Origin of the sequence: Arthrobacter sp. V1I9, assembly GCF_030817075.1 — a bacterium.
In the GTDB taxonomy this organism is placed as follows: Bacteria; Actinomycetota; Actinomycetes; order Actinomycetales; family Micrococcaceae; genus Arthrobacter.
The window spans coordinates 1,650,735-1,663,843 of the sequence record NZ_JAUSYU010000001.1 but is presented as its reverse complement, the minus strand read 5'-3'; the positions used below and the strand labels follow the sequence as shown (position 1 = coordinate 1,663,843).

Annotated in this window: 10 protein-coding genes and 1 riboswitch; all 10 genes read right to left on the bottom strand. The window is 66.5% G+C overall.

The window, feature by feature from the left end:
* Nucleotides 1–33 precede the first annotated feature (33 nt).
* Complete coding sequence (locus tag QFZ70_RS07945) at nt 34–1,347, bottom strand: hypothetical protein (RefSeq protein ID WP_307094838.1); 1,314 nt, start codon at nt 1,345–1,347, stop codon at nt 34–36.
* A gap of 7 nt (nt 1,348–1,354) precedes the next feature.
* On the bottom strand, nt 1,355–2,023 hold the full coding sequence (gene nadD, locus QFZ70_RS07940) for a nicotinate-nucleotide adenylyltransferase (protein WP_373461673.1): 669 nt from the start codon (nt 2,021–2,023) through the stop codon (nt 1,355–1,357).
* A gap of 1 nt (nt 2,024) precedes the next feature.
* On the bottom strand, nt 2,025–2,255 hold the full coding sequence (locus QFZ70_RS07935) for a hypothetical protein (protein ID WP_163164071.1): 231 nt from the start codon (nt 2,253–2,255) through the stop codon (nt 2,025–2,027).
* A 78-nt stretch (nt 2,256–2,333) separates the two neighbouring features.
* The gene (locus QFZ70_RS07930) at nt 2,334–3,713 is read right to left on the bottom strand and encodes a glutamate-5-semialdehyde dehydrogenase (RefSeq protein WP_307094837.1); all 1,380 of its coding nucleotides are present in this window, start codon (nt 3,711–3,713) and stop codon (nt 2,334–2,336) included.
* Nucleotides 3,714–3,739: 26 nt separating this feature from the next.
* The gene (gene proB, locus QFZ70_RS07925) at nt 3,740–4,891 is read right to left on the bottom strand and encodes a glutamate 5-kinase (RefSeq protein ID WP_307094836.1); all 1,152 of its coding nucleotides are present in this window, start codon (nt 4,889–4,891) and stop codon (nt 3,740–3,742) included.
* On the bottom strand, nt 4,881–6,470 hold the full coding sequence (obgE, locus tag QFZ70_RS07920; protein WP_307094835.1) for a GTPase ObgE: 1,590 nt from the start codon (nt 6,468–6,470) through the stop codon (nt 4,881–4,883). Before obgE ends, proB begins: the two co-directional genes overlap by 11 nt.
* A gap of 116 nt (nt 6,471–6,586) precedes the next feature.
* The gene (gene rpmA / locus QFZ70_RS07915) at nt 6,587–6,850 is read right to left on the bottom strand and encodes a 50S ribosomal protein L27 (RefSeq protein WP_009372867.1); all 264 of its coding nucleotides are present in this window, start codon (nt 6,848–6,850) and stop codon (nt 6,587–6,589) included.
* A gap of 59 nt (nt 6,851–6,909) precedes the next feature.
* On the bottom strand, nt 6,910–7,218 hold the full coding sequence (gene rplU, locus QFZ70_RS07910; protein WP_306639081.1) for a 50S ribosomal protein L21: 309 nt from the start codon (nt 7,216–7,218) through the stop codon (nt 6,910–6,912).
* A 262-nt stretch (nt 7,219–7,480) separates the two neighbouring features.
* On the bottom strand, nt 7,481–9,004 hold the full coding sequence (gene thiD / locus QFZ70_RS07905; RefSeq protein WP_307094834.1) for a bifunctional hydroxymethylpyrimidine kinase/phosphomethylpyrimidine kinase: 1,524 nt from the start codon (nt 9,002–9,004) through the stop codon (nt 7,481–7,483).
* 7 nt (nt 9,005–9,011) lie between these two features.
* Nucleotides 9,012–9,109, bottom strand: a riboswitch (TPP riboswitch).
* 166 nt (nt 9,110–9,275) lie between these two features.
* Entirely contained in the window at nt 9,276–12,776 is a 3,501-nt protein-coding gene (locus QFZ70_RS07900; protein ID WP_307094833.1) for an Rne/Rng family ribonuclease, read from the bottom strand.
* Between the last annotated feature and the right edge of the window lie 333 nt (nt 12,777–13,109).

Genomic DNA, 13,109 nt, shown 5'->3' with positions numbered 1-13,109 from the left:
GTTAAGAACGCTTTGTGGTGCCGGCAGTGCCGGTTAGCGGGACATTCCGCTGATGATCAGGAAAATGCCGGCGACAAGGGCCAGAATCCCGAAAGCCAGGACACAGAACTGGAGGATGCGGTTCCGCGTGGCACGGGCCAGCCCTGCCGTCGCAGCGTCCAGCGGATCCAGTCCGTGGGCCTGCCGGGCCGGGACCCGGGGCAGATCCTCGAATGCCTCCTCGGCGTGGTTCTCCGCCACCACAGCCGGTGCCAGGACAGCAGGCTTGGGACGTACGGCAGCCTTAGCCGCAGCCTCAGCCCGGGCGATCATTTGTGAACGGCCGGATCCGACGTCGGACGTGGCCGGCTGGCCACCGGCCGGGCGCCGCTTCCTGGTGCCGGACGACGGGACCTTTGTACCGGGACGGGTGCTGACCGGAACGTGGCTCGTTGCCGGCGGCTTCATGACCGGCCGGTCCACGCCCGGCACCTGGACGAATTCCAGAGGCGTGACCATTGCCAGGTTGCTGGCGGTGGAGGGTGCCGGCCGCTGCGCCGGAACGGGTGGTGGCTTCGGTCCCTGCTGCTGGGCTGCAGGTCCTGCGGCGGACGAAGGCTCGGTGGTTGGTGCAGGGACGCCGGTCTGCTCGGCCAGCTTCTGTTTGGCCATGGCCCGCCGGTTCATCACGGCCGCACGTTCCGCCAGGGCAATCTGCTCCGCCAGAATCTCCGGATCCACGGCTTCCGGATCAAGGGAAGCGATGTGCTGCATCTTCGCGATCTGGTTTTTGGCCTGTTCCGCGATCAGTGACCTTGCCGCCAACGCCTGTTCGACGGTCATTCCATCAGGCACGGCCGACGCCGGGGAAGGAGCCGCGCCGGGGGTAGGCACGTTGTTACGGGCAGGCACAGTACGCGGGGAAGGCGCTCCCTTTGCCTCCTGGGGATCCTGCTCCCCCGCCGCGCTCTTCCCGGGGGCCGGCAGGACGGGACCCCCTGCACGCGGGTCTGCGGCCCCGGCAGGAGCAACGATCGGGTTGGCCGCGGTCAGCGCCTGTTCCTTGAGCTGCTGCAGGCGAAGTTGGCGCCGTGTGGGGGGACCTCCGGCTGCCAGCTGGCCCTCTTTTTCTTCCAGTTCCTTGATGGTGCGCAGCGCCGCCCGGTCCCGTGCGCGGATCTGCGAGGAACGCTGGGTGTGTGTCGGTTCAGGAGCCGGCGCTGCAGTGCCCGGTGCAGGGCGGTCTGCGGCGGGCTTTTTCATGGCAGGCAAAAGCTGATCCGTGGCCGTGGGCACGGATGGCTGTTGCGCATCCCTGGCCTTCCGGAGTTCCCGGCGGCTGCGGATGGGGGGCTGTTCCTGACTCATAGAGAACTCATTCAGTGCTGGCTGGTTCGCTTGCTTCGGAGGTTGGAGCATTGGCAGCCGCCGGGGCGTCCAGGTACAGGCCGTACTTCGCGATGTACTGGACCACCCCGTCCGGCACGAGGTACCACACAGGGTTGTTCGCGGCCACCCGTGAACGGCAGTCCGTCGACGAGATGGCCATGGCGGGCACCTCAAGGAGGCTGACGTCCTTCCGGCCCATACCATCCAGTACGTGCCCCGGCCTGGTCACTCCTACGAAGTGGGCCAGTGACCACAACTCGTCGATGTCCTTCCACGACAGGATCTGCGCCAGTGCGTCGGCGCCGGTGATGAAGAAAAGATCCGCGTCCGGGCGCTGGGCCCGAAGGTCACGCAAGGTGTCGATGGTGTAGGTGGGCCCGGGACGGTCAACGTCCACCCTGCTGACCGTGAACCGCGGGTTGGAGGCCGTGGCGATGACAGTCATGAGGTAGCGGTGCTCGGGTTCGCTGACCTGTTTATGGGACTTCTGCCAGGGCTGGCCGGTGGGGACAAAAACCACTTCGTCCAGGTCGAACTCGGCCGCCACTTCGCTGGCTGCCACCAGGTGGCCATGGTGGATGGGGTCAAACGTCCCGCCCATGACGCCCAGGCGCAGCCTGCCGTTCGCTCCGTTGTGGTGAAGAACGCGGGAAATGTTAGTGGCCCTGCCCGTGATCGTGCTTGTTGGGGTGCTGGCGGTGCGGATCCGCGTGCTCCTCCGTGGCAGCGTGGCGCTTGCCAAGGTTCGAGTAGGACAGCGTGATGAACATCATCACCAGCAGGATGGCGAAGATGACCACTCCGAAGACCCACGGCTCAGCCCACAGCGGGGCGAGTTCGTGTTCTTCGCCTTCGGCGATGGTCGTGGCAATCTGCTGGAACAGCATTTTCTCCCCTTGGGTTCAAACGATTGTGGCAGCGGAAAGCTCCGCCGTTTCTGACTTCTGGTCTATGTTACCGCGTTGCTACCCGCGGACCTGGCCCTCGCCCTGCACGATCCACTTGGTGGTAGTGAGTTCAGTCAGGCCCATTGGACCCCGCGCGTGCAGCTTCTGGGTGGAGATTCCCACCTCCGCGCCCAGGCCAAGTTCCCCGCCGTCGGTGAACCTGGTGGAGGCGTTGACGATGACGGCGGCGGAATCCACTTCGGCAATGAACCGCTCGGCGTTGGAGAGGTCGTTGGTGAGGATCGCCTCGGTGTGCCCCGTTGACCAGGTGCGGATGTGCTTGACGGCCTCGTCCAGGCTGTCCACCATGGCAACAGCAAGGTCAAGGTCCATGTACTCGGTGCCCCAGTCCTCGTCGGTGGCCGGTTCCGACTGGATTGATGCGGGAAGGGCCGCGCGGACACGTTCGTCGGCGTGCAGCCGGACTCCGGCCTTGCTTAGGGCGGCGGCAACGGCGGGCAATACCGTTGAGGCGGAGTGGACCAGCAGGGTTTCCACGGTATTGCACACGCTGGGCCGCTGCGTCTTGGCATTGAGGAGGATCTCCACGGCCATGTCTTCATTGGCGGACTCGTCAATGAAGATATGCACGTTCCCCTCCCCCGTCTCAATGACCGGTACGGCGGAGTTGGTCACGACGGTCTGGATCAGCTCACGGCCGCCGCGGGGAATCAGTACGTCCACCCTGCCGCGGGCGCGCATCAGGACGTTGGCCCCGGCGCGGCCGTACTGGTCAACTGTCTGGACGGCGTCGGCGGGCAGGCCGACGGATTCGAGTGCCTCGCGCAACAGCCGCACCAAGACCTTGTTGGTGGCCTCCGCAGCACTTCCTCCACGCAGGATTACGGCGTTGCCGCTCTTGAGGGCCAGCCCGGCGATGTCCACGGTGACATTCGGGCGTGCCTCATAAATGGCAGCCACAACGCCCATGGGTACGTTGACCTGCCGTAGGCGCAAACCGTTGGGGAGGGTTTGTCCGCGGACCACATTGCCCACCGGATCGGGCAGGCCGGCGAGGTTCTCGAGTGCGGCCACGAGCCCTGCGATCCGGGCTTCAGTCAGTGTGAGCCGGTCCAGCATGGCGGCGGAGGTGCCGTTGGCTTTTCCTGCTGCCACGTCCTTCGCGTTTGCGGACAGGATGGCAGCGGTGCTCTCCTGCAGGGCGGCGCCTACGGCCCGGAGCGCGCGGTCCTTCCAGGCACGGTTCGCCATGGCCAGCCGGCGCGCGGCGTGGCGGGATCGGTCAGCGATGGCGTGGACTGCTGCTTCGACGTCCCCGGACGAAAGCTGAACCTCAGCCGAAACCGGAGACGCAGGGGACTCAACGGTCGGCGCGCCGGCAGGCGCAGCGGTATCTCCGGAGTTTTCGGCGGTCGTGTGGATCAGGGCCTCAGTCATGTTCCAAGTTTAGGCGAGCCCGGAGCTCAAACCAGCACGAGGTCATCCACATGAACAACTTCACGGTCATAGCCGCTCCCCAGCGCCTCGCCAAGGTCCCGGGTGGACCTGCCCAGCATCTGGGGCAGCTCGGCCGAAGAGTAGTTCACCAGTCCGCGGGCCACCACGGTGCCGTCGGCACTGGCGATCTCGACGGCGTCGCCCGCTTCAAAGTCACCGTGCACGGCGGAGATCCCGGCAGGCAGCAGCGAAGTGCGGTGGTGCCGCACAGCCTTCACGGCGCCGTCGTCCAGGACCAGGCGGCCCTGCACGGACGCCACGTGTGCCAGCCACAGCAGGCGGACGGGTTTGCGGGCTCCGTTGACGGTGAACCAGGTGCCCACGTCCTCACCGTTCAGCGCCGCAGCAGCGTTGGGCGTTGACGTGACCAGGGCGTGGATGCCCGAGCCGGCGGCCATGGTTGCTGCCTCCACCTTGGTCAGCATCCCGCCGGTTCCGACGCCGGCTTTGCCGGTCTTGCCGATGGACACGCCTTCCAGGTCTTGGGGGCCTTCAACGAGTGGGATCCTCTTTGCACCGAGCGACGGCGGTCCGTCGTACAGGGAGTCGACGTCGGACAGCAGCACCAGCGCGTCCGCCCGCACCAGGTGGGCCACCAGGGCGGCGAGGCGGTCGTTGTCGCCGAACCGGATTTCGTGGGTGGCTACGGTGTCGTTTTCATTCACCACCGGCACCACGCCAAGGTTGAGCAGCCGGTCCAGGGCGCGGAATGCATTGGTGTGCTGGCTCCGCCGCATCAGGTCATCGGCGGTGAGCAGGACCTGGCTCACGGTTACCCCGTGCGCGCCAAAGGCCTGGGTGTAGCGGGCCATCAGCAGGCCCTGCCCAACGCTCGCGGCAGCCTGCTGGGTGGCCAGGTCGCGCGGACGTTTAGCGAGGCCCAGTGGGGCGAGGCCGGCGGCGATGGCGCCGGAGGACACGAGGATGATCTCGGTTCCCGTATTCCGCTTGGCGGCCAGCGCGTCTGCCAGAGCCGTCAGTGACTCTTCCGAAATGCCGCCCTTGATGCTGGTCAGCGACGACGAACCCACTTTGACCACAACGCGGCCGGCGCTGGCGAGGACGCTCCTGTCCACGGACCGGGTAAGCGGTTCCGCAGCTGCAGGCCTAGAATTCATCGCCTGCGTCCAGCCCACTCTCCTTGAGGGGCTTGGCGACCCTGCGACTGCTGACGGACTCGGTCCAGATGCCGGCCTTGCGTTCTGCTTCCAGCTCCGCACGGGCGGCCGCCCTGGCGTCCTTGCGTTCCTGCTGCTCTTCGCGCTTCTGGCCGCGGGTGGGACGGTCACCGATATCGGCGAAGCGGATGTCCGTGCCGCGCGGCGAGGCAAGGAGTTCCGCGCCGGCCATCATGGTGGGCTCCCAGTCGAAGACGACACCGTCTTCCCCGCCGATGACCACGGTGTCGCCGGGCTTGGCGCCCTGCTTGAACAGCTCCGTCTCAACGCCCAGCTTGGCGAGGCGGTCAGCCAGGTAGCCGATGGCTTCCTCGTTGGTAAAGTCCGTCTGCTTGACCCAGCGCTCCGGCTTCTCGCCAAGGACGCGGAACAGCGGCTCGAGGCCCTTCTCCTCGCGGCGGATCTTGAAGCCGGATTCGTTGACCGCCCGGGGCCGCAGCACGGCCGGCTGGACCTTGGGCGGCGCGGCGGCCACAGCATCGCGGGCGGCCTTGACGATGCCAGCCATGGCGAAGCCGAGCTGACGCAGGCCCTCATGGCTGGTGGCGGACACCTCGAACACCTGGTAGCCGCGGGATTCAAGTTCCGGGCGCACGAACTCGGCCATATCCTTGCCGTCGGGCAGGTCCACCTTGTTCAACGCGACCAGGCGGGGGCGGTGGTTGAGCGGAACAACTTCGCCGTCCTGCCCCGCATAGCTCATGTCCACGGCGTACTTTTCCAGCTCCGCCTCGATGATGGCGAGGTCGGCGAGGGGGTCGCGGTCCGATTCGAGGGTGCCGCAGTCCAGGACGTGCACCAGCGCGGCGCAGCGCTCCACGTGGCGCAGGAAGTGGTGGCCCAGGCCCCTGCCCTCGCTGGCGCCTTCGATGAGGCCGGGAACGTCGGCAATGGTGAAACGGACGTCACCGGCCTGGACCACGCCAAGGTTGGGAACAAGGGTGGTGAAGGGGTAGTCGGCGATCTTGGGCCTGGCCGCGGACATGGCCGCGATGAGGCTGGACTTGCCAGCGGACGGGAAGCCCACCAGGGCGATGTCGGCGATCGACTTGAGCTCCAGCACGATGTCGCTGGATTCGCCTTCGATGCCGAGCAGTGCGAACCCGGGAGCCTTGCGTTTCTGCGACGACAGCGCGGCGTTGCCGAGGCCGCCGATGCCGCCTGCTGCGGCCACGTACTCGGCGCCTTCGCCGACGAGGTCCGCGAGGACTGTGCCGTCCTTGGATTTGACCACCGTGCCGTCCGGGACGGGGAGGATGAGCGTTTCACCGTTCTTGCCTCCGCGCCAGTCGCCCATGCCCGGGCCACCGTTGGTGGCGTGGCGGTGGGGAGCGTGGTGGTAGTCAAGGAGGGTGGTGGTCTGATGGTCCACGCGAAGGATCACGTCGCCGCCGTTGCCGCCGTTGCCGCCATCGGGACCGCCAAGCGGCTTGAACTTCTCGCGGTGGACGGAAACGCATCCGTGGCCGCCGGTACCGCCGGATACGTGCAGTACTACCCGGTCTACAAAGCTGGCCACGTGAATCTCCTCAGTGCTGTTTCCTGGACGCCGTGGGGCGCCAAGACGATTGTAATGCGGTTAAAAGAACAGTGGAGCGGACCATCTGGCCCGCTCCACCGCTTCAGAACTAGTTGTTACTCTGCAGCTGCAGCAGCAACGATGTTGACCACGCGACGACCGCGGCGGGTTCCGAATTCAACGGCTCCCGGGGTCAGTGCGAACAGGGTGTCGTCGCCGCCACGGCCAACGCCGGCGCCCGGGTGGAAGTGGGTGCCGCGCTGGCGGACGATGATCTCGCCTGCGGAAACAACCTGGCCGCCGAAGCGCTTTACGCCGAGGTACTGAGCGTTGGAATCACGACCGTTGCGAGTGGAGCTCGCGCCCTTTTTATGTGCCATTTGAAATGCCTGCCTCTAAATTCTGGGGATCTGCTGAAAAACCTGAACAGTAACGAAGGTTACTGGATACCAGTGATCTTGACCTTGGTCAGTTCCTGGCGGTGACCCTGGCGCTTCTTGTAGCCGGTCTTGTTCTTGAACTTCTGGATCACAATCTTCGGACCACGGAGGTCGTTCAGGATCTCAGCCGTAACAGTTACCTTGGCCAGGTCAGCAGCGGCGGTGGTGACCTTGTCACCATCAACCAGGAGCAGCGCGGGCAGCTGAATGGTGCTGCCAGCTCCACCGGCGACGCGGTTCAGGGTAACGAAGTCTCCAACGGAAACCTTCTCTTGCCGGCCGCCTGCGCGGACAATCGCGTACACCACTTGGGAACTCACTTCTCTCGACGTTTATTACAAAATTTGCGTGCGGAACCGGCCATGAAAGCCTGGTTTCTCGCTGTGCCTCAACGCCGTGGGGTCATAACCCAAGTGTTGGCGTAAGCACCGAAGATCCAGAATACGCTAATTTTGTCTCCGGCCGCAAATGAGGCTGGTCCCGGCCGATTGTCTGTGATAGTTACCACAGTTCAACTCCGGCGTCCGCACCATGCCCCACCATAGTACCGGCCAACCCGCTCGCGAGTGGTCAGGAGTGGAGGCGCGGCGCGTCGAAGAAGTCCACCTCCAGCCGGCAGGACTGCTTGAAGGCCGTGACCATGGCCAACCGGTCCGCGGCGGAGGCCTTGCGCCCCGCTTCATCCACTATTGCTACGGCCCTCCGGGTGGCAGCTGCGAAGTCTTCGTCGGCGTAGGTGCGCAGCCAGTTGGCATAAGGGTGCGCCGGAGGTTCGCCGGCGGCAACGAACTGGGCGTGCAGCGTTGCCCCCACCTCCGCGTAGAGCCAGAAGCAGGGCAGGACGGCCGCCGCCAGAACCGCGTAGCTGCCCGACGCCGATGCCGCGGTCAGGTGGTCCACGTAGGACTTGGTCACCGGGCCCAGCCGGGGCCGGACCTTCCGCGTGGCCAGCCACGAGCGGTGGAGCTCCGACTCGACCTCGAGGCACTGCCCTGCTGAGGCCGCCCAGAAGAGCTGTTCTGCCTCGGTGGGTGCAAGCGCACTCGCCCTGGCCAGTACGCGCGAATAGCCGTTGAGGTAGATGGCGTCCTGTGCAAGGTAATACGCAAACTTATGCTCCTCCAACCTGCCTGAAGCCAGGTTGCGGATGAAGTCCAAGGCATGGATGTCATCCAGGTACTGCTGCGCTTCGCCCCGGAGTTGTGCCGCGAAGCTCCCTTTGGAAGGCTGCGGCCGGAGGTGATGGAAGTGGTGCACGGGCCCGCTGCCCGTTCCCACCTCCAGCGCTTCGGATGCCTCAAGAGCGCCGGCGAGCCAGGGCTTGACCTCCCGGAGGGACGCTTCCCAGTTCCCCAGCCGCGCCTGGGCGGTTGCCATTGCGGACGAGAGCGAACAGCCGGTGCCGTGGCTGTTCCGGGTTTCCAGCCGCTCCCCCTGCACCACCACCACTTCATTGGAGAGCAGGCCGGTGGTGCTGACCAGCGCATCGGGGCACTCGTTGCCCTCCAGGTGGCCGCCCTTGACCAGCACTGTTGCGCCCGTGGCAGCGGCGAGGGCGCGGCCCTGTTCCACTGCCCCGGCCCAACTGTCCTGCAGATCCCCGCCAACGAGCATGGCGAGCTCCGCCAGGTTGGGGGTAATGAGGTGGGCAAGCGGCAGGAGCGCGCGCAGTGCCGCTTCCGCGGACTCCTGCAGGAGGCGGTCACCACTGGTGGCAACCATCACCGGGTCCAGGACCACGACGGCGGGACGCACCTTCCGGACCCACGCCCCCACCGCCTCGATCACCTCGGCGTTGCCCAGCATCCCGATTTTCACGGCATCTATGCCGATGTCGTCACTGATGGCATCCAGCTGCTCAACCAGGAACGCGGCAGGGGGCACGTGAACGGACCGGACACCGTGCGTGTTCTGGGCGGTGAGGGCAGTAATGGCAGCCATCCCGTAGCCTCCGAGCGCTGCGATGCTCTTCAGGTCGGCCTGGATGCCGGCGCCGCCGGAAGGATCGGAGCCGGCGATGGAGAGGACCCGTGGTATTTGCCGGCCTGGTGTTGTTGGTGCCGCAGTGAAGGTTGCCGGGGAGGCAGTGGGCATTACAAGAGTCGCAGACAAGAGACATCCCTTCGCCGGTGCTAACCGGACAGGTTCAACGGGTGTGGATCTCAGCCGGCTCTCTGCGCGGCACCCCGTGTCGTTTCCCCAGCCTAGCTTTTTTGCCAGGCGCAGTCCGAAGGTGACACATTGCGACCGGCACCTGCTCTTCGTTCCCTGCTTAGGCCGAGACTGCACTTCATCTACTGGAGTTAACGCAGGATGCCCGGCCGGCCACTGCTGTGGCTGACCGGGCATTCCGTACTGGTGGCTCCTAGAGCTCCGAGGCAGGCACCCCTACGCCCAGGATGATGGGCGCATCGGCCGGCTTTGCTGCCGGTTTTTCGGTGCCTGCGCTTCCTCCACTGGAGTCCGCGGTACCGGCCGGCGCCGGGGCCTTTGCCTCGTGCGTATGCCCTGTGCTGGCCGCCGCCACGCTTTCATGGTGCTGCACTGTGGTTTCGTTGGCAGCTCCCTGGGCACGGCTGGCACTGCGGTTGCGCCGCGGCCGGCGCTGCCGGGACTGCTCCAGAGTGTGGTCGGTGTAGTCCTTGGCGGGTGCTGCAGCAGCGGCTGAAGCAACCGGCACCTGTGCGGGCTGGACCGGTTCCCCGCGCTCCGCCGGCTTCTCCTCCGGTTCTGCCTGCTCGGGCTGCGCTTCCGCTCTCGCCGGCTGGCCGAGGTGGGCGAAGGCTTCAGCGAGCCGGTCCAGGGTCAGAGCCGGTTTCGGCTGCTGCTCTTCAGCGTGCTCAACGAAGGGCAACACCACCTTCTCACCGCCGAAGGTGAGCACGGCAGCCGGACGCGTATCGTCGTCGCGCCTTGCAGCGTCCACTGCAGGGGCTGGCTGCTCCGCAGCCGCCTGCCTGGCTGCCGCCACTTCGTCGTCGTGCAGGTGGGCTGCATGTGCTGCGGCGGCGATGTTGGCGAGGGCCAACCGGGTAGCCTCCGCCTTGGCGTGCCGCTCAGCGTCCGTGGGGTCGGGCTGGACCGTGTGGACGTGCACGGCAACTGCCGGGGCAATGTCCGGCTGCTGGCCGCCGCGGCCCCGCCGCCGTTTGCGGTCCGGACGTACGCCCGGCTGGCTGCTGTCGATGCGCGGGGCCTCGTTGCGGTGGCTTTCGCTGCGGGCTTCGGGACGGCTGTCTGACCGCTGGACGTGGTGCTCAGCCGCCACGATGTTGGCCCGCCGGTGCTCCACGGGGTCGTCGTGGGTGACAATGCCGCGGCCGGCGCACGTTTCGCACTGCTCGCCGAATACTTCCAGCAGCCCGGTGCCCATCCGCTTGCGCGTCATCTGCACCAGGCCGAGGGACGTCACTTCGGCAACCTGGTGTTTGGTGCGGTCGCGTCCCAGGCACTCCACCATGCGGCGGAGAACGAGGTCACGGTTGGATTCGAGGACCATGTCAATGAAGTCGATGACGATGATGCCGCCGATATCGCGCAGGCGGAGCTGGCGGACCACTTCTTCCGCAGCTTCAAGGTTGTTTTTGGTCACCGTCTCTTCGAGGTTGCCGCCGCTGCCGGTGAACTTGCCGGTGTTGACGTCCACCACGGTCATGGCTTCGGTGCGGTCGATCACCAGCGAACCGCCGGATGGCAGGAATACCTTCCGCTCCAGGGCCTTGTGGATCTGCTCGTCGATGCGCCAGGCAGCAAAGATGTCCTGGTCCTTTGTCCACTTCTCGAGGCGGCCCACCAGGTCCGGCGCCACATAGGTAACGTACGCCTCGATGGTGTCCCAGGCTTCCTCACCCGAGACGATCAGCTTGGAGAAGTCCTCGTTGAAGACGTCACGGACCACCTTGATGGTGAGGTCCGGTTCGCCGTAAAGCAGTTCCGGGGCGAGGATCTTCGTGGACTTCGACTGGCTCTCGATGCCTTCCCACTGGGCGCGCAGCCGGTTGATGTCGTGCGTCAGCTCTTCCTCGGAAGCGCCTTCGGCGGCGGTGCGGACGATGACGCCGGCCTGCTCGGGCAGGCGGTCCTTGAGGATGCGCTTGAGGCGGTTGCGTTCGACGTCGGGCAGCTTGCGGGAGATGCCGGTCATGGAGCCGCCGGGCACGAACACCAGGTAACGGCCGGGCAGGGAGATCTGGCTGGTCAGGCGGGCGCCCTTGTGTCCCACGGGGTCCTTGGTCACCTGGACCAGGACGGTATCGCCGGACTTGAGCGCGTTTTCGATGCGGCGCTGTTTACCCTCGACGTTCACGGCATCCCAGTTCACTTCGCCGGCGTACAGGACGGCGTTGCGGCCGCGTCCGATGTCCACGAAGGCGGCCTCCATGGACGGCAGCACGTTCTGGACCTTGCCCAGGTACACGTTGCCGATCAGCGAGTCCTGCTGGGTCTTTGACACGAAATGCTCGGCCAGGACGCCGTCTTCGAGGACGGCGATCTGGATTCTGTCGTCGCGCTGGCGCACGATCATCTGCCGGTCGACAGACTCGCGGCGGGCCAGGAACTCGGCCTCGGTGATGACGGTGCGGCGGCGGCCGGTGTCACGGGACTCGCGCCGGCGCTGCTTCTTCGCCTCCAGGCGGGTGGATCCCTTGACGCTGGTGACGCGGTTGCTGACGGCCGGTTCGCTCACGGCACGCGGGGCGCGGACGCGGGTGACGGTGTTGGGCGGATCGTCGTCTCCCCCGCCCGTCAGTTCGAGGTCCTGGTCGCCACGGCGGCGGCGGCGGCGACGGCGGGACGTTACACCGTCTTCGACCTGCCCGGCCGACTCTTCGTCGGCGTCGTCGGAAGCATCGCCGTCAGCATCTTCGCTGCCCTCGAGGCCGGCGCCGGCCTCACGCTCACCAATGCGGCTACGTCCGCGGCGGCCGCGGCCCCTGCGCTTGCGGCGGCCGTTGGCGTCCTCTGAATCGTCCTCATCGGCGTCGTCCTCCGGCGCCACTTCCACGGCTGCGGGAACCGGACGCACCACCGTGCTCAGGTCCGGCGCCTGGAACAGCACGGAGGTGGGGGAAGCGGGTTCCATGAACAGAGAGCCGAAGGGGCTGGAAGGCGCGGCCGGTGCCTGCTCCCCGGAAGCTGCTGCCTGCGGGGCTTCCGCCTTCGGCGCCGCCTCTGCAGCCGGGGCATCTGCTGTAGGAGCTTCTGCTGTGGGGGCTTCTGCTGTAGGAGCTTCTTCAGCAGCAGCCTCGACCGATGCCGGCTGGGTGGCTGCTGCGGGCACGGCAGCTGCCTCAACCGCTTCGGCCGCAACAGGAGCTGCCTGGAGATCTGCGGGTTCCGTTGCAGGCTCCGCTGCGGCGGCCGGTGCCGAGGTCTTCCGGGTGGCAACCCGACGGCGGCGGACCGGCTTCGTCTCGGCTGCCTCAACGGCGGGTTCTGCAGCGGGCTCGGCGGCCGGGAGATCGGGAGCGTCGGCACCTGCACTGGCATCAGCGCCGGCGCCGGCAGCGGCATCCAGGCCGGACACTGCTTCGGGCTCTGCATCTTCCGCGAAAGCCGGGAGGGGCACAGCGGTTTCAGCCTTCTTCCGGGCGCGGGTCCGCCGGACGGGAGCCTTGGCCTCCGGGGCGACGGCTTCCACTGCACCGGTTTCAGCAACACCGGTTACGGCAGCGCCGGCTGCGGAAGCCTCGACGTCGGCGGGGGTGCCTGCTGCGGTACCGGCTCCGGGAAGGCCTGCTTCGGGGATCAAGGCCTCAGCCTTGGGAGCGGCCTTACGGCGGGTCCTCGTGGCCTTCTTGGGGGCAGCGTCGGCCTCCGTGGCCGCTGCTTCGTCGTTAACGGCAGAAACTTGTTCATTATCCATATGTGGCAACACTCCTGCCCCTGACGTACCGCCACATCCGGCACCCATTGGGGCACATATTGTCAAAACCCGCAGGCGTTGACAGAAGTCAAGTGGATACCCCCAGGTTCGCACCGGCAGTGGGGTGCGGCAGCCCGTGGGGGCCGGCGGGATGTTCTGAAACCCGTTGTTCTACATGCCACAACCAGGTGCCGCTCAATGGAGTCGCGGGAGACTGCCTCGGTGAGACCGATGCCTGCCCTGCTCGTCATTGGCGGTCTTGGGAACAAGCCACCGGACCGGAGTCCGAATGTGGATCGGCTTCCAGCCATGTTCATTCTCTCATACCCGGGC

What these genes read in the sequence shown, in the direction of transcription:
- rpmA (WP_009372867.1), bottom strand. Translation starts at nt 6,850, where the DNA reads ATGGCACATAAAAAGGGCGCGAGCTCCACTCGCAACGGTCGTGATTCC.
- proB (WP_307094836.1), bottom strand. Translation starts at nt 4,891, where the DNA reads ATGAATTCTAGGCCTGCAGCTGCGGAACCGCTTACCCGGTCCGTGGAC.
- QFZ70_RS07930 (WP_307094837.1), bottom strand. Translation starts at nt 3,713, where the DNA reads ATGACTGAGGCCCTGATCCACACGACCGCCGAAAACTCCGGAGATACC.
- thiD (WP_307094834.1), bottom strand. Translation starts at nt 9,004, where the DNA reads ATGCCCACTGCCTCCCCGGCAACCTTCACTGCGGCACCAACAACACCA.
- QFZ70_RS07935 (WP_163164071.1), bottom strand. Translation starts at nt 2,255, where the DNA reads ATGCTGTTCCAGCAGATTGCCACGACCATCGCCGAAGGCGAAGAACAC.
- QFZ70_RS07900 (WP_307094833.1), bottom strand. Translation starts at nt 12,776, where the DNA reads ATGGATAATGAACAAGTTTCTGCCGTTAACGACGAAGCAGCGGCCACG.
- QFZ70_RS07945 (WP_307094838.1), bottom strand. Translation starts at nt 1,347, where the DNA reads ATGAGTCAGGAACAGCCCCCCATCCGCAGCCGCCGGGAACTCCGGAAG.